Annotated in this window: 15 protein-coding genes; 8 read left to right on the top strand and 7 right to left on the bottom strand. The window is 72.8% G+C overall.

Annotation, left to right across the window (positions count from 1 at the left end; translation table 11 throughout):
• Nucleotide 1 precedes the first annotated feature (1 nt).
• Both CR165_RS25635 and CR165_RS12075 read right to left on the bottom strand, forming a co-directional pair.
• Nucleotides 2-622, bottom strand: coding sequence for a PRC-barrel domain-containing protein (locus CR165_RS25635; RefSeq protein ID WP_181378131.1), 621 nt, complete (start codon nucleotides 620-622; stop codon nucleotides 2-4).
• 186 nt (nucleotides 623-808) lie between these two features.
• The gene (locus CR165_RS12075; protein WP_109517418.1) at nucleotides 809-2,485 is read right to left on the bottom strand and encodes a dihydroxyacetone kinase family protein; all 1,677 of its coding nucleotides are present in this window, start codon (nucleotides 2,483-2,485) and stop codon (nucleotides 809-811) included.
• Between the two features lie 146 nt (nucleotides 2,486-2,631).
• On the opposite strand from CR165_RS12075, the gene CR165_RS12070 reads away from it, so the two are divergent.
• Nucleotides 2,632-2,943 carry an HU family DNA-binding protein gene (locus CR165_RS12070; protein ID WP_109517248.1) on the top strand — a complete coding sequence of 104 codons (312 nt, stop codon included), beginning with the start codon at nucleotides 2,632-2,634 and terminating at the stop codon, nucleotides 2,941-2,943.
• A 36-nt stretch (nucleotides 2,944-2,979) separates the two neighbouring features.
• Here CR165_RS12070 and CR165_RS12065 read toward each other — a convergent pair whose 3' ends face one another.
• Nucleotides 2,980-3,693 (bottom strand): GntR family transcriptional regulator, encoded by a 714-nt coding sequence (locus tag CR165_RS12065; RefSeq protein WP_109517247.1) that lies wholly within the window; start codon nucleotides 3,691-3,693, stop codon nucleotides 2,980-2,982.
• Between the two features lie 185 nt (nucleotides 3,694-3,878).
• Between CR165_RS12065 and CR165_RS12060 the strand changes: the two genes are divergently transcribed.
• From CR165_RS12060 to CR165_RS12030, 7 genes are all read left to right on the top strand, one after another.
• The gene (locus tag CR165_RS12060) at nucleotides 3,879-4,922 is read left to right on the top strand and encodes a zinc-dependent alcohol dehydrogenase (protein ID WP_109517246.1); all 1,044 of its coding nucleotides are present in this window, start codon (nucleotides 3,879-3,881) and stop codon (nucleotides 4,920-4,922) included.
• A 40-nt stretch (nucleotides 4,923-4,962) separates the two neighbouring features.
• Nucleotides 4,963-6,177, top strand: coding sequence for an ABC transporter substrate-binding protein (locus tag CR165_RS12055; protein WP_109517245.1), 1,215 nt, complete (start codon nucleotides 4,963-4,965; stop codon nucleotides 6,175-6,177).
• 85 nt (nucleotides 6,178-6,262) lie between these two features.
• On the top strand, nucleotides 6,263-7,138 hold the full coding sequence (locus CR165_RS12050) for a branched-chain amino acid ABC transporter permease (protein WP_109517244.1): 876 nt from the start codon (nucleotides 6,263-6,265) through the stop codon (nucleotides 7,136-7,138).
• A 10-nt stretch (nucleotides 7,139-7,148) separates the two neighbouring features.
• Nucleotides 7,149-8,951: a branched-chain amino acid ABC transporter ATP-binding protein/permease gene (locus tag CR165_RS12045; RefSeq protein ID WP_109517243.1), complete on the top strand. Its 1,803-nt coding sequence runs from the start codon at nucleotides 7,149-7,151 to the stop codon at nucleotides 8,949-8,951.
• Nucleotides 8,935-9,639, top strand: coding sequence for an ABC transporter ATP-binding protein (locus CR165_RS12040; protein ID WP_109517242.1), 705 nt, complete (start codon nucleotides 8,935-8,937; stop codon nucleotides 9,637-9,639). Before CR165_RS12045 ends, CR165_RS12040 begins: the two co-directional genes overlap by 17 nt.
• 10 nt (nucleotides 9,640-9,649) lie before the next feature.
• Complete coding sequence (gene fabG / locus CR165_RS12035; protein ID WP_109517241.1) at nucleotides 9,650-10,438, top strand: 3-oxoacyl-ACP reductase FabG; 789 nt, start codon at nucleotides 9,650-9,652, stop codon at nucleotides 10,436-10,438.
• Between the two features lie 11 nt (nucleotides 10,439-10,449).
• Nucleotides 10,450-12,051 (top strand): GMC family oxidoreductase, encoded by a 1,602-nt coding sequence (locus CR165_RS12030; RefSeq protein WP_109517240.1) that lies wholly within the window; start codon nucleotides 10,450-10,452, stop codon nucleotides 12,049-12,051.
• 18 nt (nucleotides 12,052-12,069) lie between these two features.
• On the opposite strand, the gene CR165_RS12025 is transcribed toward CR165_RS12030, so the two are convergent.
• Genes CR165_RS12025 through CR165_RS12010 form a run of 4 tightly spaced genes read right to left on the bottom strand, consistent with a single transcriptional unit; the run spans nucleotide 12,070 to nucleotide 19,044 of the window.
• Complete coding sequence (locus CR165_RS12025; protein ID WP_109517239.1) at nucleotides 12,070-13,950, bottom strand: response regulator; 1,881 nt, start codon at nucleotides 13,948-13,950, stop codon at nucleotides 12,070-12,072.
• An 11-nt stretch (nucleotides 13,951-13,961) separates the two neighbouring features.
• On the bottom strand, nucleotides 13,962-15,698 hold the full coding sequence (locus CR165_RS12020) for a response regulator (protein WP_109517238.1): 1,737 nt from the start codon (nucleotides 15,696-15,698) through the stop codon (nucleotides 13,962-13,964).
• Nucleotides 15,698-16,756 (bottom strand): chemotaxis-specific protein-glutamate methyltransferase CheB, encoded by a 1,059-nt coding sequence (gene cheB / locus CR165_RS12015; RefSeq protein WP_245906364.1) that lies wholly within the window; start codon nucleotides 16,754-16,756, stop codon nucleotides 15,698-15,700. Before cheB ends, CR165_RS12020 begins: the two co-directional genes overlap by 1 nt.
• Nucleotides 16,757-16,758: 2 nt before the next feature.
• Nucleotides 16,759-19,044, bottom strand: a complete 2,286-nt coding sequence (locus CR165_RS12010) for a hybrid sensor histidine kinase/response regulator (RefSeq protein WP_109517237.1) — start codon at nucleotides 19,042-19,044, stop codon at nucleotides 16,759-16,761.
• Nucleotides 19,045-19,117: the final 73 nt, after the last annotated feature.

The raw sequence follows: 19,117 nt of genomic DNA, 5'->3' as shown, positions 1-19,117 counted from the left end.
CCTATTCCGCCTTGCCGGGGCTGGGCGGCGCGGCGGGTGGCGGCTCCTTCGCCGGGTCTTGGCCCGGGGCCGGCTCCGGGGGAGATTTTGGAACCGCCGCGTCCGGGGTGGACGGCGCACCGGACCGTGCTGCGGGCGCCGGGGCGGGGACCGGGGCCGGGGCGTCCGATGCGGGCCTAGCCGCAGGGGGTGCGGCCGGCTGCAAGGCCATCTGCACCGCCTCGCCCTCCTTGTACTCAGGAAAATTCTTCAGCTGGTCACGGCTCAGCGACAGCTGGATGCCCTCCGGCGTGAAGCGCAGCACCGACCAGGACACGGCGATGCGCCGCCGCCCCACGCCGAGGAAGCCGCCATAGTCCAGCACGGCGGCGCGGGGCTGGCCGGCCTCGTCCACCAGGACGTTCACCACCTGGCCGACCACGATGCCGGTCACGCCCTTCACATCCTGGCCGAGGACGCGGAAGGCGGTGCCCTTGGCGAGGGTTTCGCGCTCCGCCAGGGGCGTGGTGCCGGTTTCCGCTTCCTGCGCCTGGGCGGGCACGGCCGGCAGCGACAGGGCGAGGGACAATACCAGGGCCGATGGCCAGGCGGGGCGACCGGCCGGGCAAGACTGAATGGACACGATACAGCGCTCCGGAAGCAAGGTCCCGGCCCCGAAGGACCAGGGGGGCGACCCAGCGCCCCCGCAAGCCATAACGGCGCCCGGGCGCGTCGGTTGACCCAACGGCCCAGCTTAGCGCGCCCCGCGCGACACAGGGCCAGGCCCTCGTGCCTCGCGCCCCGGACCCCCTCCCCGGACGGCCCGGGCTCAGCGCGCCAGGGCGCGCATCCACACCAGCACCGCCGCGGCGCCGGCATCGGGCGTGCCCAGCGCGCGCGCGCCCAGGTAGGAAGCGCGGCCGAGACGCGGCGTCATCTCCTGCGTGGCGCGCAGCCCGGCCTCGGCCGCCGCCAGCGCCGCCCCCCAGGCGGGGCCGAGGCCCTGGCCGGCGGATTGCTCGAAGGCCTCGGCCGCCGGCAGCAGCGCGTCCAGCATGGTGCGGTCGCCGGCCCTGGCGCCGCCCAGCGCGCCGATGGCATCGGCCGCCGCGCGGAAGGCGCCGGCCCAGGCGGCGGCGTCGGGGCTGGCCTGCCCTTCCAGGGCACGCGCCGCCCGCAGCAGCGCGACCGCGTAGAACGGCCCGGAGCTGCCGGCGATGGCGCGGCGCAGCGCCTGCCCGGCCTCGGCCAGCATTTCGGCGGGGTTGGCGTGGGCGCCTTCCGGCAGGGCGCGGAGCGCCGCCGCGCCGCGCGCCATGCTGATGCCGAGGTCGCCATCGCCGGCGGCGCTGTCCAGCGCGGTCAGCTCCGGCTCCGCGGCCTCCAGCGCCGCCGCGACGCGGAGGAGGGCGGCACCGATCGCGGGGGCCAGCGGGCCGGGTTCTGGCGGCGGCGCGGCTGGCGCCGCCGGCGGGGCGGGCAGGATGTTGGGCGGCGCGACGCGGCCATCGCCCGTCCAGGCCGGCGCGGCGGCGGGGGCGTCGAGCAGCGCCAGCCGCGCATCGTCCACCTGCATCACGGAGAGCGAGCAGCCCGGCATCTCGATGGCGGTGAGGTAGTTGCCGCACCAGGCGCGCTCCACCACCAGGCCGCGCGCGCGCAGCCCGGCCAGCGCGGCGCGGGCGACGATGGCCAGCTCCATCGGCGGCGTGCCGCCCAGCCCGTTGACCAGCAGCACGACCCGCGCCCTCGGCTCCGTGCCGAGATCGGCCAGGATGCGCCCGAGCAGCGTCTCCACCAGCGCGTCGGCCGGCTGCAGGGCCTCGCGGCTGACGCCTTGCTCGCCATGGATGCCGAGGCCCAGCTCCACCGCGCCCTCCTCCAGCGCGAAGCCGGGGCGGCCGGCGGCGGGCACGGTGCAGGCGCCGAGCGCGACACCCATCGAGCCCAGCGCCGCCGAGGCCGCGCGCGCCTGCGCCGCCACCTCCTCCAGCCCCAGGCCGCGCGCGGCGGCGGCGCCGGCGATCTTGTGCACCAGCACCGTGCCGGCAATGCCGCGCCGCCGCTCCGGCGGCACCGTGTCGCGCAGCGCCACGTCGTCGGCCACCACGACGATCTCGGCGGGAATGCCCTCGGCGCGCGCCAGCTCGGCGGCGAGGCCGAAATTCAGCCGGTCGCCCGTGTAGTTCTTCACCACCAGCAGCGCGCCCGCCGGCCCGGCGACGGCGCGGATGGCGGCCAGCACCGCATCGGTGCTGGGCGAGGTGAAGACATCGCCGGCGACCGCCGCATCCAGCAGGCCGGCGCCGACATAGCCGGCATGGGCCGGCTCATGCCCCGCGCCGCCCCCCGAGAGCACCGCGACGGGCCGTGCCTCCGGCGCGGCGCGCGCCGCGCGCACCACCACGTCGGCCTCGGCCAGCAGCGCCTGATCCGGGCAGAGCGCGACCAGCCCCTCCAGCATTTCCCGCACCACGCGGCGCGGGTCGTTGATCAGTTTCTTCATCTCGCGGCCCTTCTTCCAATCGTGCGGGAGGTTGGGCGGCGCGGACACCGCCATCAAGACGGTTTCTTTCAATGACAGGCACATTGAGGACTTCACGCCGGGCGCGGCCTGTGCTTTGGGTGGGGCCTTCCGCGAAAGGGCAGCGAATGTCGAAGAAGTTTCTGGCCGATGCCATCCAGAATTCGATCGAGATCACCGGCGTGGGCGCGAACGCCCTGGCCGGCGACATCATCGAGGCGATCAAGGGCGAGATCGTGAAGAATGGCCGCTTCACGATTCCTGACTTTGGCGCCTTTATCGTGCGTGAGACGCCGAAGCGCACCGCGATGAATCCCCGCACCGGCGAGAAGGTTGCGGTGAAGGCTGGCGCCACGGTGCGCTTCAAGCCTTCTCCCGCGCTGCGCGATGCCGCCTTCGCGGCGATGAAGAAGAGCAAGCGCAAGGCCGCCAAGGCCTGATCCGAGGCCCCGCCCGCCCGGCGCGGCGGGCGGGGCTTATTCCCGGCCCAGGAAGTCGAGCAGCGGCCGGCCGCCTTCCTCGATATCCTGCACCACCGCGGCGCGCACCATCGCCGCATCCTGCCGCCGCAGCCCTTCCAGCGCCTCCAGATGCCCGTGCCGCGGCCGGTTCTGCGGGCCGCCCGCATAGAGATGGCTGAGCAGCGGGCCACACTGCATCCACAGGATCTCGACGAGACCCAGCAGCACCGGCATGTCGGCGAGCCGGCACAGGCCGAAATGGAACTGCTCATTGCAGTGCAGCGCCGTGGGGAAGTCGCCACGCGCCTCGGCCTCCAGCAGCCTGGCATGGATCGCCGCCAGCGCCCCGATCGCCTCCGGGGTGGCGCGCGCGGCGGCCGCGGCGCCGGCCTGGCCCTCGAGATCGCAGCGCAGCGCGCGGATCTCCAGGAAACGCTCGCGGCCGATGCTCGGCACCACCACCGTGCCGCGCTCGTCCATCTGCAGCGCCTGCTCGGAGACCAGCCGCAGCAGCGCCTCCCGCACCGGCGTGGCGCTGATGCCGAGCCGTGCCGCCAACGGCCGCAGCAGCAGCTTCTCCCCCGGCCGCAGGCGGCTGAGCATCAGGGCCGCGCGCACCTCCTGGTAGGCGCGCTCGCTCAGGCTGTCGCGCGGGATGCGGCGGACAGGGCCGTCGGCGGCAGGGTCGATGGCGGCAGGCCGGCTCGGCAACGTGTTCACGATTGACATGCCCCGCGTAACGTCCTCAGTGTTATATCAAATGACGCATAACAAGCGTCGTGACCAGGGAAGGAAGAAGTCCATGGACACCGCCGCGCACGCCCGGCCGGGCGTGGATCGGGCCGTCACCTTGCGCCCGGCCTCCGCCGGCCGCCGCCACGGCTCCCGCGCCACATCCTTGCGCCCCTGACGCCATGCTCGCGCTCCGCAAGACCCGTGCCGCACCCGGGCTTGAAGCGCAGGAGGTACGACCCCCCGCCGCGCCGGGGCCGGGCGAGATCGGCATCCGCGTCGCCGCCGCCGGCATCTGCGGCAGCGACATCCATGCCTATGAATGGACGCCGGGCTACGAGTTCATGGCGCCCCACATGCCCTTCACGCTGGGGCATGAATTCGCCGGCCATGTGACGGCGGTGGGAGCGGGTGTGGAAGGCTTCGCCCCTGGCGACGCGGTAACCGCCTGGCCCACCATCGGCTGCGGCCAGTGCCGCGCCTGCTGCGAGGGGCGCAACCAGGACTGCCAGGCGCGCCGCATCCTCGGCCTGCACTGCGATGGCGGCTTCGCGGCGCATGTGGTGGCCCCCGCCTCCCACTGCTTCCGCCTGCCCGACGGGGTCGATGCCGAGATGGGCGCGCTGTGCGAGCCCCTCAGCATCGCCGACAACGCGGTGGAGGTGGCGGAGATCAGCCCCGGCGACGCCGTGCTGGTGCTGGGCCCGGGGCCGATCGGCCTCGGCATCGCCTGGATGGCGCAGCAGCGCGGCGCGCGGGTGCTGCTCGCCGGCTTCGACGACACGCTGCGGCTCGACTGCGCGCGCCGCATGGGCATCGGCCACACGGCCGACCTGGCAGGCACGAGCCTGGCCGCCGCGGTGCAGGCCTGCTTCGGCGAGAAGGTGGACCGCGTGATCGAGGCCACCGGCGTCACCGCCTCGATCACCGAGGGGCTGTCGGTGCTGCGCTCGAGCGGTGTGCTGGTGATCACCGGCATCCATTCGCGCTCCCTGGAACTGCCGGTGACGACCATGGTGCGCAACAAGCACCAGCTCCGCGCCGCGCACGACACAAGCTGGGCCGCCTGGCCGCGCGTGCTGGCGCTGCTGGCGGACCCGGCGCACCGGGCGCAACTCGCCCTGATGATCACGCACCGGCTGCCGCTGCGAGAAGGGCCGCGCGGCTTCGAGATGGCCCGACGCAAGGACGCCGTGAAGATCCTGCTGCGGCCCGGCGACGGCTGAGCCGCGCCGGCGGGCGCAACGACTGGGGAGGGAAACAAGAATGTTCAGGACGACACGCAGGGTGGCGCTCGGCCTTCTGGCCGGGCTCGGCATCGGCCTCGGGGCCGGCGCGGCGCAGGCGGAGATCCGCCTCGGCGCGCTCTACCCCTTCAGCGGCGAGCTGGCCGTGCTCGGCGACGAGAGCTGGCGCGGGCTGGAGCTGGCGGTGGAGGAGCGCAACGCCGCCGGCGGCATCAAGGGCGAGAAGATCACCCTGGTGCGCGGCGACGCGGTGGACAACAACCAGGCCGTGGCCGAGGCCCGCCGGCTGATCTCGGTGGCCCAGGTGAAGGCCATCTTCGGCACCTACTCCTCCGCCCGCAGCCAAGTGGCGAGCCAGGTGGCCGAGCTGGCGCGCATCCCCTATTTCGAGATGGGCGCGGTCTCCGATTCCATCACCGAGCGCAAGTTCCGCTACCTGTTCCGCACCAACCCCACCGCGCGGAACATGGCGGAGCGCTCGATCGAGATGGTGGTGAACTCCGTGGCCCCCGCCTTCTCGGTGGAGCCGAAGGCGCTGCGCATCGCCATCATCCACGAGGACAGCCTCTACGGCACCACGGTGGGCCGCTTCCAGGCGAGCTACGCGAAGGAGCGCGGCCTCACCATCGTCGAGACCCTGCCCTATCCCGCCAACATCGTCGACATGTCCTCGCTGATCCTGCGGCTGCAGGCGGCGAAGGCCGATGTGGTGCTGCAGACCTCCTACCAGAACGACACCGTGCTGTTCTTCCGCCAGGCGCGCGAGGCCAATTTCAGGCCGCGCGCCATCATCGGCGGCGGCGGCGGCTATTCGCTGCGCGAGACGATGCAGGCGGTGGGGCCGGAGGTGATGGACGGCGTGCTGAACGTCGACTTCACCCAGTACGCCATCAACCCGAAGGCGGCGCCGGGCATCGAGGATTTCGTCGCCGCCTACCGCGCCAAGTACGGCATGGAGCCGCGCTCGGGCCACAGCCTCGGCAACTATGTGGGCGCCAAGGTCTTCCTCGACGCCATCGCCGCGGCGAAGTCCCTCGCGGCGGACGACATCCGCGCCGCGGTCGCGGCGGTGGACGTGCCGGACGGCACCACGCCGGAAGGCTGGGGCGTGAAGTTCGGCCCCGACGGGCAGAACGAGCGCGCCAAGATGATGGGGCTGCAATGGCAGGATGGCCGCCTCGTCACCGTCTATCCGCCCGAGGCGGCGGTGTCCGAGCTGCGCCTGCGCCGCTGACGCCAAAGCGGCTGACGCCGGAACCGCGGGCGCCCGGCGGCGCCCGCGAAACGCACGGCCCAAGGGCACGGCAAGAGGAGCGTCCATGGAAACCTTCGTGCAGCTCGTCCTCAACGGGCTGATGCTGGGCGGGCTGTTCGCCATCATCAGCGTTGGCCTCACGCTGATCTTCGGCATCATCCGCCTGGTCAACTTCGCGCATGGCGAGCTGCTGATGGTCGGCATGTACCTGACCTGGCTGGGCACCTCCCAGCTTGGCCTGCACCCCTACGTGCTGGCGCCGCCGCTGGTGCTGGTGCTGTTCGTCATCGGCGTGCTGATCCAGCGCTTCATCCTGCAGCCGCTGCTGGATGCGCGCGACGCGCATGTGCAGATCTTCGCGACCGTCGGCCTCTCCACCGCGCTGATCAACCTGGCGCTGCTGGTCTTCGGCGCCGATCTCTACGCCACCCCTTCGAGCGGCGTGCGGGACTCCCTCACCTTCGGCCCCTTCCGCATCCTGATCGGCCAGCTGGTGATGTTCGTCTGCGGCATCGTCGTGGTCGGCGCGCTGCACCTGTTCATGGAGCGCACCTATCTCGGCCGCGCCATCCGCGCCACGGCGCAGCACCGCGCCGCCGCGCAGCTGATGGGCGTGGACGTCAAGCGCATCTACATCATCACCTTCGGCATCGGCGCCGCCTGTGTCGGGCTGGCGGCGGCGCTGGTGGCGCCGATCTATCCCGCCTCCCCCACCGTCGGCACCTATTTCGTGCTCACCGCCTTCGTCGTGGTGGTGCTGGGCGGCATGGGCAGCCTGCACGGCGCCTTCATCGGCGCGCTGCTGATCGGCCTCGTGGACAGCCTCAGCGCCTTCTACATCGCCCCCGACCTGAAGGAGGTGGTGATCTTCGGACTGTTCATCCTGATCCTGCTGTTCCGGCCGACCGGCCTGTTCGGCCTGGGCCGCGGCTCGGAATGAGGAGACTCGCATGAGCGACCTCGCCCTCCCCGCCGCCCGCGCGCCCCGCCGGCCGGACCGGGGCCTGGTGGCGGCCCTGGCGCTGCTGCCTCTGATCTTCCTCGTACCGCTGCTGATCGGCGACGATTTCGTCTTCCACGTCTTCATCACCATCTGCCTCTACGGCGCGCTGGCCACGGCCTGGAACATCGTCGGCGGCTTCGCCGGGCAGCTCTCGCTCGGCCACGCCATCTTCTACGGCATCGGCGCCTACACGGCGGGGCTGCTGGTGCCGCTCGGCGTCTCGCCCTGGCTCGGCATGCTGGGGGGTGCCGCCATCTCGGCCATGGTGGGGGTCGCCATCGGCCTGCCCTGCTTCCGGCTGCGCGGGCCGTTCTTCGCGCTGGCCACCATCGCCTTCCTGCAGGTCATCCGGCTGCTGGCGCTGCACTTCACCGGCCTGACCGGCGGCGCCGTGGGGCTGATGGTGCCGCTGCAGACCGGCTGGGAATGGATGATCTTCTTCGAGCGCTGGCCCTCGCTGCTGATCGCCTTCGGCCTGCTGCTGCTGACGCTGGGCGTCACCGCCTGGCTCCGCCACGCGCGCTTCGGCTACTACCTCGTCGCCACGCGCGAGCGGGAGCCGGCGGCGGCGGCGGCGGGGGTCGATACGCTGCGGGTGCGGCTCTACGCCGTGGCGCTCTCGGCGGCACTGACCTCGATGGTCGGCACCTTCCACGGCATGTACCTCACCTTCATCGAGCCGGAGGCGATGTTCTCGCTCGCCTTCTCCGTGCAAATCGCGATGTTCGCGCTGATCGGCGGCATCGGCACCGTCATGGGCCCGCTGCTCGGCACCCTGCTGGTGGTGCCGCTGACGGAGCTGGCGCGCGGCTGGCTCGGCGCCTCGGCGCTCGGCCTGCACGGCTTCGTCTACGGCACGGTGCTGGTGCTGATCGTGCTGTTCGTGCCGGACGGGCTGGTGGGCCTGTTCCGGCGCGCGCCCAAGGGCAGCGCCGACGCGGCGGAGCCCGCCGCGCCCGCCACGGTGCCGGCCACCGCGCGGGAGGACATCCGCCGCGAGATCGGCGAGCCCATCCTGGTGGCCGAGCACCTGCACAAGCATTTCGGCGGGCTGGCGGTGACGCAGGATGTCAGCCTCTCCCTGCGGCAGGGCGAGGTGCTCGGCATCATCGGCCCCAACGGCGCCGGCAAGACCACGCTGTTCAACCAGCTCTCGGGCTTCCTGGCGCCCGAGAGCGGCATCGTGCGCATCCGCGTCGAGGGCGAAGGCTTCATCCGCCCGGCCACGCCGCATGCCTTCGCCCGCGCCGGCGTCGGCCGCACCTTCCAGATCGTGCAGCCTTTCGCGGCGATGACGGTGCTGGAGAACATCATGATCGGCGCCTTCCACCACCATCCCGGCCGCGCCGCGGCGCGCGAGAAGGCGCTGGAGACGGCGCACCGCATGGGCCTCTGGGCGCAGCGCGACGTGGAGGCGCGCTCCCTCACCATCGGCGGGCTGAAGCGGCTGGAGATCGCCCGCGTCATGGCGATGGAGCCGCGCATCCTGCTGCTCGACGAGGTGATGGCCGGCCTCAACCAGACCGATGTGCAGCGCGCCATCCGCCTGGTCGAATCGATCCGCGACAGCGGCGTCAGCATCATCGCCATCGAGCATGTGATGCAGGCGATCATGGCGCTGTCGGACCGCGTGGTGGTGCTGAACTCGGGCCGCGTCATCGCCGAGGGGCGGCCGCAGGAGGTGGTGCGAGACCCGGTCGTCGTCGAGGCCTATCTGGGGGAGGATTTCGTCCATGCTCACTCTGCATGAGGTGCGGGCCGGCTATGGCCGCACCACCATCCTGCACGGCATCGACGTCACGGTGGGCGCAGGCGAGGTCGTCACCATCGTCGGCGCCAACGGCGCGGGCAAGACGACCACGCTGCGCACCATCGCCGGGCTGGTGCGCCCCACCGCGGGCCGCATCACCTTCGAGGGGGAGGAGATCGGCCGCCTCACGCCGCACGAGGTGGTGGCGCGCGGCATCACCCTGATCCCCGAGGGGCGCCAGCTCTTTCCCTTCATGACGGTGCGCGACAATCTGCGGATGGGCGCCTACACGCCGCATGCGCGCGGCCGCATGGCGCAGACGATGGACGAGGTGATGGATCTCTTCCCCCGTGTGCGGGAGAAGCTGGAGCAGCATGCGGGCTCCCTCTCGGGCGGCGAGCAGCAGATGGTGGCGATCGCGCGCGGGCTGATGGCGCGGCCGAAGCTGCTGATGTTCGACGAGCCCTCGCTCGGCCTGGCGCCCATCATCGTGAAGCAGGTGTTTGACGTGGTGGAGCGCATCGTGGCCACCGGCGTCACCGTGCTGCTGGTGGAGCAGAACGTGTTCCGCACCCTCAGCCTCGCCGACCGCGGCTATGTGCTGGAGAATGGCGAGATCGTCATGACCGACACCGGGGCCGCCCTGCTGCGCGACGACCATGTGCGCCGCGCCTATCTCGGCATCTGAGGAGCAGGACATGGAGCAGGATCTCGCGTGCCGGCCGAGCCATGCGGGCTGCCGCGTGCTGGTCACGGGCGCCGGCCAGGGCATCGGCGGCGCCATCGCCGAGGCCTTCGCGCGGCGCGGCGCCCGGGTCGGTGTGCTCGATGCCGATGCGGCGCGCGCCGGGGCGATGGCGCAGCGCATCCGCGCCGCCGGCGGCATCGCCGCCCCCGCCTGCGCGGATGTCTCCGACTATGCCGCGCTCGGCGCCGCCGTCGCCGCGCTGGAGGAATCGCTCGGCGGCCATTTCGACACGCTGGTGAACAATGCCGGCATCTCGCCCAAGCACGAGGGCCGCGCCCATGCGGTGTGGGAGATGGCGCCGGAGGAATGGCAGCGCGTCGTCGGCGTCAACCTCAATGGCTGCTTCAACGCCATCCGCCTGCTCACCCCGGCGATGCGCGCGGCGCGGCGCGGCTGCATCCTCAACATGTCCTCGGTCGCGGGGCGCACCTATTCCGTGGTGGTGGGCGCGCACTACGCCGCGACCAAGGCGGCGCTGATCGGCCTCACCAAGCACCTCGCGGGCGAGCTGGGGCCGGACGGCATCCGCGTCAACGCCATCGCTCCCGGGCGGATCGACACGCCGCTGATCCGCACGGTGGACGAGGCGGTGAATGCGGGCCAGGTGGCGGCCACGCCGCTGCGCCGCCTCGGACGGCCGGAGGAGGTGGCCGACCTTGCGCTCTACCTCGCCTCGGAGGAGGCTTCCTTCGTCACCGGCCAAGTCGTGGACGTGGCCGGCGGCATGATGATGACCTGAGGGATAGGCGCGTGGACGAGGTTGCGGACTACATCATCGTCGGCGGCGGTTCCGCCGGATGCGTGCTGGCGGCGCGGCTTTCGGAGGATCCTTCGGTCCGCGTGCTGCTGCTGGAGGCGGGGCCGGAGGACCGGGACATCTGGATCCATGTGCCGGCCGGCTATGCCCGCCTCTTCGCCAGCGGCCGCTACGACTGCAAGTTCGCGACCGAGCCGGAGGCGGAGCTGAACGGCCGCAGCATCAACTGGCCGCGCGGCCGCGTGCTGGGCGGCTCCGGCTCGGTCAACGGGCTGGTCTTCCTGCGCGGCTCGCCGCACGATTTCGACCGCTGGGCGCAGGCGGGCGCACGCGGCTGGTCCTATGAGGACGTGCTCCCCTATTTCCGGCGCATGGAGGACTGGCAGGGGCCGCCCGGCGAGACGCGCGGCCAGGGCGGGCCGCTGCCGGTCAGCCAGGTGCGGCGGCTCTCCCAGGGCGCGGCCGCCTTCATCGAGGCCTGCGCCGCGCTCGGCCTGCCGCGCAACGCCGACATGAATGACGGCCCGCTCGACGGCGTCATGCCGATCCAGATGAACGTGCGCGGCGGCCGGCGGATGAGCACCGCGCGCGCCTTCCTGCAACCGGCGCGCGGCCGGCCCAACCTGCGCGTGCTGACCGGCATCGAGGTGCGGCGCGTGCTGCTGCGCGAGGGCCGCGCCATCGGCGTCGCCGCGCGGCGCGAAGGAGAGACCGGCGAGGTGGAATTCCACGCGGCGCGCGAGGTGGTGCTCTCCGCCGGCGCCATCGCCACGCCGAAGCTGCTGATGCTCTCCGGCATCGGCGATGGCGCGGCGCTCGGCGCCTTCGGCATCGAGACGCGGGTGCACAGCGCGGGCGTGGGCAAGAACCTCCAGGACCACCTGATCGCCCGCCTCGCCTTCCGCACCCGCCCGGCCGGCACGGTGAACGAGATCATGGCCAACCCGCTGCGCCTGGGCTGGACGGCGCTGGGCTACGCGCTGCGGCGCAGCGGCCCGCTGGCGGTGGGCGCCACGGAGGCCACCGCCTTCGCCCGCGTGACACCGGGCGCCGAGGAGGCGGAGGTGCAGTACCAGTTCATCAACTTCAGCCTCGCCGGCGCGGGCTACGTGCTGCCGAAGACGCCGGGGATGATGATCAATTTCGGCCAGTGCCGCCCCGACAGCCGCGGCGAGATCCGGCTGCGCAGCCCGGCGCCGGAGGACAAGCCGCTCATCCTCGCCAACTATCTCACCGCGCCGGGCGATCAGCGGGTGATGCTGGAGGCGGCAAGGCTTGGCCGCCGCATCGGCCGCACCGCGCCCTTCGCCGGGCTGGTGGAGGAGGAGATCGCGCCGCCCCGGGGCCAGGATGACGAGGAGACGCTGCTGGCGCATATCCGCGCCGCCGGCACCACCGTCTACCACCCCTGCGGCACCTGCCGGATGGGCAGCGACGACGCCGCCGTGCTCGACCCGCAGCTCCGGCTGCGTGGCATCGAGGGGCTGCGGGTGGCCGATGCCTCGGTGATGCCGCTGGTGCCCTCCACCAACATCCAGCCCGCCGTCATCATGGTGGCGGAGCGGGCGGCGGCGCTGATCCGGGCCGGCAGGTAGGGGTGCTCCCCCGCCGGCTCAGCCCTGCAGCAGCTCGGCCACGCAATGCGCCAGGTCGGCACGGCGGAAGGGCTTGCGCAGCACGGGGTAGCCCTCGGGCACGCGGGCGGGGTCGGCATAGCCGGTCAGCAGCAGGATCGGCAGGGCGGGGCGCAGGCTGCGGGCATTCCGGGTCAGCTCCACCCCGCTCATGCGCGGCATCACCAGGTCGGAGACCATCAGCCCGATGCCAGGGTTGTCGCGCAGGCTGCGCAGGGCGGCCTCGCCATCCGGCACCTCCACCACCCGGTGGCCGAGATCGGCGAGGAAGGTGGCGGTGACGCGGCGCACCGCCGGGTCGTCATCCACCACCAGCACCGTCACGGGGTGCGCGGCGGGTTGCGGCACGCCGTCCTGGCTGGCCTGCGCCTCGGCCGGCCGCAGCGCCCGCGGCAGGAACAGCTCCACCGTGGTGCCCTCGCCCGGCACGCTGGTGATGACGGTGGTGCCGCCGGACTGGCGCGTCAGCCCATAGACCATCGAGAGGCCGAGCCCCGTCCCCTTCCCCACTTCCTTGGTGGTGAAGAACGGCTCGAAGGCCTGCGCCATCACCTCCGGCGGCATGCCGCTGCCGGTGTCGGAGACGGCGATGGCGACATAGTCGCCGCCGGCGAGGTCGCCGACCTCCTCCTCCCCCACCGATACGTTGCGGGTGCGGAGCGTGATGCTGCCGCCCTCCGGCATGGCGTCGCGGCTGTTGATGCAGAGGTTGAGCAGAGCCAGGCCGAACTGCTCGGGGTCCACCATGGCGGGCCACAGCGCATCGGCGAGCTGCCGGTGCAGGGTGATGGCATCGCCCAGGCTGCGCAGCAGCAGGTCCTCCACATCGGTCACCAGCCGGTTCACGTCCGAGGCGCGCAGCTGCAGGTCGCGCTTGCGGCTGAAGCTCAGCAGGCGCTGCGTCAGGGTGGAGCCGCGCTCGGCCGCCAGGATGGCGTTCTTCACCAGCCTCTCCTGCCGCGGCTGCGCCATGCCGCTGTGCAGCAGCAGCTCCAGGCTGCCCAGGATCGCGGTCAGCAGGTTGTTGAAGTCGTGCGCGATGCCCCCGGCCATGGTGCCGAGCGCCTGCATCTTCTCGGCCTGATGCAGCCGCTCCTCCAGGGCCCGCTGCTCGGTCATGTCGTGCTCGACCGTGGCCAGGTGCGTCGGCTGCCCGTCGCGGCCGAGGATCGGGATGCGGCTGATCCGCACCCAGCGCGGCGGCGCGCCGGCTTCCTGCCGCTGCTCCACCACCTCCACGGGGCGGCGCCGGGCCATCGCCTCCGCATCCGCCCGGCGCAGCGCCGCGGCGGCGGCGGGGCGGTCCAGCATCGCCGCTTCCTCGTGGTGCAGGCATGCCTCCAGCGGGCGGGCGAGCGCGGCCGCCTTGGCCGCGTTCAGGCGCACGAAACGGCCCTGCGCGTCCTTGAAGCTGAGAGGGTCGGCGGAGGATTCCAGCAGGCCCTGCAGCAGCGCCTGCTCCGTCTCCAGGCTGCGGCCGAGGCGGAAGCGCTCGGCGGCGTTGCGCACCATGCTCAGCAGCGCCGCCGGCTCCCACGGCTTCGGCGCGTATCCGGCGATGCGGCCATGGTTCAGCGCATTGATCACCGCCTCGAGGTCGGCATAGCCGGTCAGCAGCAGCGCCTCGGCCTGGCTGACCTGCCGCGCGCGCCCGAGAAAGGCGTCGCCCGTCATCTCCGGCATGCGCTGGTCGGAGATGATGACATGCACATCCGGCTCCGCCGCCAGGATCTCCAGACCATGCGGGCCGGAGGGGGCGGTCAGCACGCGGAACTCGTCCTCGAACAGGTCGGCCAGGGCGACGAGGATCTCCGGCTCGTCATCGACAAGCAGCAGGGTGGCGGGGGTGTCCAGATGCATCGCTTGCACGCTCAGCGCCCTGCTTTCATCGGCACGCTGACCGTGAAGGTCGCGCCGCCCGACGGTTCGTTCTCGACCGAGATGCTGCCATCATGCGCCTGGATGACGTTGTAGGCGATGGCCAGCCCCAGCCCCGTGCCGGACCCCACCGGCTTGGTGGTGAAGAAGGGCTCGAAGATTCGCTCGCGCAGCGCGTCCGGCACACCCGGGCCGCTGTCGGTCACGGCTATACGATACATCTTCTCGTCGTTCGAGGTGGCGATGCGAATATGGCCACGCTCGGGGATGGCATCGGCGGCGTTGCTGACAATGTTCATCACCACCTGGTTCAGCAGGGCGGGCGAGCAGCGCAGCTCCGGCACCGCCCCGTAATGGCGCTCCACGGCGATGCGGTCGCCGAGCTTGTGCGCCAGCAGCGCCAGCACCGTGTCCAGCGCATCCGGCACGTTGACGCGCTGGAAGGCGTCGTCCTGGCGGGAGAACTTGCGCAGCTTCAGCACCAGGTCCTGGATCCGCCCCAGCCCCAGCGCCATGGAGCGGGAGCGGTCGCGGCAGCGGGCGACCAGCGGATGCGCTGCCGAATCCTCGCCCAGCCCGGCCTGGATCTGCCCCAGCAGCCGGTCCACCGTCCCCTGGTGCGCGATGATGAAGGCCAGCGGGTTGTTGATCTCGTGCGCGATGCCGGCCACCAGCTCGCCCAGCGAGGCCATCTTGGCGGCCTGCACCAGCTTGGTCTGGGTCTCGCGCAGCTGGCGGTTGGCATCCTCCAGCTCGCCATTGGCGCGGGCCAGCGCCTCGGCCAGGGCGGCCTTGGCCTGGGCGGCGGCGGCCTCGGCCTGGGCGCGCTCCATGGCCAGCTCGCGGTCGCGCAGCTCGGCGGCGCTGCGCCGGTCCTCGTCCTGCAGCAGCTTCCGGCGCAGCGCGGCGCGGATGCGCACGCTCATCACCTTGGCCTCGGCCATGGCCGGGATCAGGTCGTCCGCCCCCGCCTCGAAGACATGCGCCAGGGTCTCGCGCTCGGCCGGGTTGTCGCTGCCGAGCGCGACGATCTGGAAGCCCGCCCCGTCCCCCGCATTGCCGGAGGCGGCGGCGCGCAGCGCGTTCAGCCGGGCGCAGAGGGTGACGCCGTCGAAGCTGTTGCTGAAGGCGTTCAGCACCACGCAATCCCAGCTCTGCGGTGCCGCGGCCGCCGCCTCCAGCGCCGCCTCGGCATTGGCCACGGCCTCCACCATGTAGCCGTCGCGGCTCAGCAATCCGGCAAGGTAGGTGCGGTAGGTGACGCTGTCGTCCACCAGCAGCATCCGCGCCCGGCGGAACGCCGCCACGCCCTGCCCGCTCCCCGCCGGCCCGGCGACGGCGCGGCGGCGCAGCAGCGCCTTGATGCGCAGCAGCAACAGGTCCTGGTCGGCCGATTTCGGCACATAGGCATCGGCGCCGCTTTCCAGGCCCTGGCGCTCCAGGTCGCCCTCGCGCGCCTCGGTCAGCATCAGCACAGGAATGGCACGGGTGCGGCTGTTCAGCCGGATCTGCCGGGCCAGCTCGTCGCCATTCATGCCGGGCAGGTGGTAGTCGGCGATCACCAGGGCGGGCAGCGCCTCGTTCAGCGCCTCCAGCGCCAGCTCCGCCGTGGCGGTGCGGCACACGGCGAAGCCCTGGCTTTCCAGCAGCCGGCGCATCTGCAGGGCCTGGGTCTCGGAATCCTCGACCAGCAGGATGGGCGTGCCGGGAGGAACGGGCTGGGCGGGCATCAGAGCGATGCCCGGGCGAGCTGCTGCAGGCGGGGGCCGATCAGCGGCAGCGGCAGGCTGATGCTGGAGCCGCCCATCCGCACCGCCGCCGCCGGCATGCCATAGACCACGGCCGTGCTCTCATGCTCGGTGATGGTGAAGGCGCCCTCCTGGCGCATCTGCACCAGCCCCACCGCGCCATCCTCGCCCATGCCGGTGAGCAGCACGCCGAGGCCGCGCGGCCCCAGCGTCTCGGCCATGGAACGGAACAGCAGCGTCGCCGCCGGGCGCTGGCTGGCCACCGGCCGGTCCTTCGTCACGCGCAGGTAGCCCTGCGGCGCCAGCATCAGGTGGCAGTCGCCGGGCGCGACGTAGACATGGCCCGGGCGCGGCGTCTCGCCATCCCGCGCCAGGGCCACCGGCAGCGGCACCACCCCGCCCAGCCACTTGGCGAAGCCCTCCATGAAGGCGGCCCCCATGTGCTGCACCAGCAGCACGGGCAGCGGGAAATCGGCGCTCAGCGCGCCCAGCACCTGGGCCAGGGCCGGCGGGCCGCCGGTGGAGGCGGCGATGCCGAGCAGCGCCGCCGGCTGCCGCGCCGCCGGCTCCGGCCGCGGCGCGGCGGGCGGGGCGGCGCGGAAGCCCGCCATCATCCGCCGCCGGATCACCGGCACCTCGCTCATGATGTAGAGCTGCGTGCAGATCGTCTCCGACACCCGCTCATGCCCGCCGGTCTCCATGCCGACCGGCTTCTCCACCACCGAGAGCGCGCCGGCACGCAGCGCGTTCATCGAGATGCGCAGCGAGCTGTCCTCCACACTGTCGGCGATGACGACGATGGGGGTGGGCTGCTCCGCCATGATCCGCCGCGTCGCCTCCAGCCCGTCCATGCCGGGCAGGCGGATATCCATGGAGATCACGTCGGGCCGGACGCGCGGCAGCTCCTGCAGAGCCTCCTCGGCCGAGGCGACGGCGGCGACAACGGTCAGGCGCGGGTCGCGCGAGATGATGTGGTTGAGGAGCCGGCGCACCACCAGCGAATCCTCGACGATCATGACACGCACAGGCTGGGAGGACATGGTCAGAGCATCTGGCTGATCGTCGCCAGCAATTCACGCTGGTCGAACTTCTGCTTGGTGATGTAGGCGCCGGCGCCGAGGTCGAGGCCGCGCCGCACATCCTCCGCGCTGGCGCGGGAGGTCATCAGGATCACCGGCACCGGCGCCAGGCGCGGATCGTTCTTCATGGCCTGCAGCAGGCCAAAGCCGTCCAGCCGGGGCATCTCCACATCCGCCACCACCAGATCGACGGCCACCTCGCCGCTGCGCAGCAGGTTCAGCGCATCCAGCCCGTCGACGCTGAGCAGCACGCGGAAGCCCTGCGCTTCCAGGATGCTCTTCTCCAGCGTCCGGGTGGTGATCGAATCGTCCACCACCAGGATCGTCGCCGCGGCCCGTAGCTGCGGCGCCGGTACCAGGCCCAGCCCGGCCGAGGCCAGGCGGCCCTCGTCGCGCAGCCAGCGGCTCACCAGCCCTTCCGGGCTCAGCACCAGGGCCAAGCGCTCCCCCTCCTGCATCGCCACCCCGGCCACCAGATCCACCTCGGACGCCGGGGCATCGAGCGCCTCCACCGTCAGGGTGCGGACATCGCTCAGCATGTCGACCGCCAGCGCGCAGCGGCGCTCGCCGCTGCGCAGGAGCACAAGGCTGACATGCCCGGCCTCCACGGGAATCGCGGAGGCAGGCCGGCCGAGAAGGGTCGGCAGAGCAATCACGGGGGCAATAACGTCGCGTCCCTCGATTTCGATGCGCGTCACCGGCTGTGCCTCGACACTTTCGATAGCGGCGGCAGGCAGGCGCAGCAGCCGCTCCACGCCGCGGGTGGGCAGGCCATAGGCCTCGCCCCCCACCTCCACCAGCAGCAGCGGCTGCCGGGCGGCGGAGAAGGGCACCACGATCTCCACCTCCGCCCCCCAGGGGCGGCGCTGGCGCAGCGCCGCGGTGCCGCGCAGCCGCCGCGCCGCCTCGGCCACCACCGACATGCCGATGCCGCGGCCGGAGAGGCGGTCGGCCGTCTCGGTGGTGGAGAAGCCGGGCTCGAACACCAGGGAGAGCAGGTGCTCGCCGGGCGGCGGGGGGGTATCGGCGGGGCGCGGCGGCAGCAGGCCGCGCCGCACCGCCTCGGCCTCGATCCGCGCCAGGTCAGGGCCGCGCCCGTCGTCGAACACGGTCAGCGACAGCAGCCCGCCCCGCGCCACCAGCCGCAGCCCGATCTCGGCCTGCGGCGGCTTGCCCTGGCGGACGCGCTCCGCAGCACTCTCGAGCCCGTGGCTCACGGCGTTGCGCAGCAGGTGCGTCACCGGGTCCTTCAGCGTCTGCAGCACGCGGCGGTCGGCCTCCAGCTCCAGCCCTTCCATCCGCACCGCGGCGTTGCCGCCGGCTTCGCGCACCAGGTCGCGCGTCATGCGGGCCAGCGAGCCGAGCACCGCCTCGGCCGGCACGAGGGCGATGCGCTCCACGCGCGCGCGGAGCTGCGCCGCGGCGGCATCGGTGGCCCAGGCGACCGCGCGCTGCTGCCGCGCCAGATGGCCGAGCTGGCGGAACATCGCCAACAGGCCATGGCTGAAATCCTGCAGCCGCGTCGCGCTGCCCTCCCCCCGGGGGGCCTGGGCCATGCCACGGCCCAGCCGGTCCCATTCCCGGCGCAGGCCACGCATGTCGGCCTCCAGGGCGCGCAGGACGGCATCGACCTCCGCCTGCCGCGACAGGGTGTCGGACAGGGCATGCACCGCGCCGGCAAGCTCCTCCAGCTGCTCCGCCCGGACACGAAGGTACTCCACCCCGCCGCCGGCCGGCTCGGCTGCCGCCGGAGGGGCGGGCGGAGCAGCCTCGGCCGCCTGCGGTGCGGTGGCAGCGGGCGCCGCGGCCGGCGGCGGCGTGGCGGGAAGGGCCGCAGCGGGAGAAGCGCCGGCAGCTTGTGCCAGCGGGCGCGAGCCGCCGAGCAGGCCGTCGAGCGCCTCCAGCGCGGCGATGGGCAGGGCCGGGTCCGGGTCGCTCCCCAGCGCCGCCACATAGCCCTCGATGGCGTCCAGACCAAGCTGCACCGTGCCGATGCTGGCCGGGCCCAGCGACAGCGCCCCCTCCCCCACCCGCATGAACACGGCTTCCAGCCGGTGCGACAGCTCCTCCACCGCCGGCAGGTCGACCGCGCGGGCGGCGCCCTTGAGGCTGTGGGCGCGGCGGAAGATGTCGCGCAGATCGAAGGGCCGGCCGGCCTCGGCCTCGGCCAGGGCGGCGCGGATCGCCTGCAGGTGCTCCTGATGCTCGATGGCGAAGGCGGCCAGCAGCTCCTGGCGCAGATCGTTCATGCGGCACCGCCCCGCAGGCGGGGCGCGGACGGCCGATGGCCCGCCCTGCCCCGCCGCTCACCCGCCGATGGCA

It is taken from the genome of Teichococcus aestuarii, from assembly GCF_003116135.1.
In the GTDB taxonomy this organism is placed as follows: Bacteria; Pseudomonadota; Alphaproteobacteria; order Acetobacterales; family Acetobacteraceae; genus Pseudoroseomonas; species Pseudoroseomonas aestuarii.
The sequence above is the reverse complement of the archived record's forward strand: the minus strand, read 5'-3'. Positions and strand labels throughout refer to the sequence as shown.

What these genes read in the sequence shown, in the direction of transcription:
- CR165_RS12075 (WP_109517418.1), bottom strand. Translation starts at nt 2,485, where the DNA reads ATGAAGAAACTGATCAACGACCCGCGCCGCGTGGTGCGGGAAATGCTG.
- CR165_RS12070 (WP_109517248.1), top strand. Translation starts at nt 2,632, where the DNA reads ATGTCGAAGAAGTTTCTGGCCGATGCCATCCAGAATTCGATCGAGATC.
- CR165_RS12065 (WP_109517247.1), bottom strand. Translation starts at nt 3,693, where the DNA reads ATGTCAATCGTGAACACGTTGCCGAGCCGGCCTGCCGCCATCGACCCT.
- CR165_RS12060 (WP_109517246.1), top strand. Translation starts at nt 3,879, where the DNA reads ATGCTCGCGCTCCGCAAGACCCGTGCCGCACCCGGGCTTGAAGCGCAG.
- CR165_RS12055 (WP_109517245.1), top strand. Translation starts at nt 4,963, where the DNA reads ATGTTCAGGACGACACGCAGGGTGGCGCTCGGCCTTCTGGCCGGGCTC.
- CR165_RS12050 (WP_109517244.1), top strand. Translation starts at nt 6,263, where the DNA reads ATGGAAACCTTCGTGCAGCTCGTCCTCAACGGGCTGATGCTGGGCGGG.
- CR165_RS12045 (WP_109517243.1), top strand. Translation starts at nt 7,149, where the DNA reads ATGAGCGACCTCGCCCTCCCCGCCGCCCGCGCGCCCCGCCGGCCGGAC.
- CR165_RS12040 (WP_109517242.1), top strand. Translation starts at nt 8,935, where the DNA reads ATGCTCACTCTGCATGAGGTGCGGGCCGGCTATGGCCGCACCACCATC.
- fabG (WP_109517241.1), top strand. Translation starts at nt 9,650, where the DNA reads ATGGAGCAGGATCTCGCGTGCCGGCCGAGCCATGCGGGCTGCCGCGTG.
- CR165_RS12025 (WP_109517239.1), bottom strand. Translation starts at nt 13,950, where the DNA reads ATGCATCTGGACACCCCCGCCACCCTGCTGCTTGTCGATGACGAGCCG.
- CR165_RS12020 (WP_109517238.1), bottom strand. Translation starts at nt 15,698, where the DNA reads ATGCCCGCCCAGCCCGTTCCTCCCGGCACGCCCATCCTGCTGGTCGAG.
- cheB (WP_245906364.1), bottom strand. Translation starts at nt 16,756, where the DNA reads ATGTCCTCCCAGCCTGTGCGTGTCATGATCGTCGAGGATTCGCTGGTG.
- CR165_RS12010 (WP_109517237.1), bottom strand. Translation starts at nt 19,044, where the DNA reads ATGAACGATCTGCGCCAGGAGCTGCTGGCCGCCTTCGCCATCGAGCAT.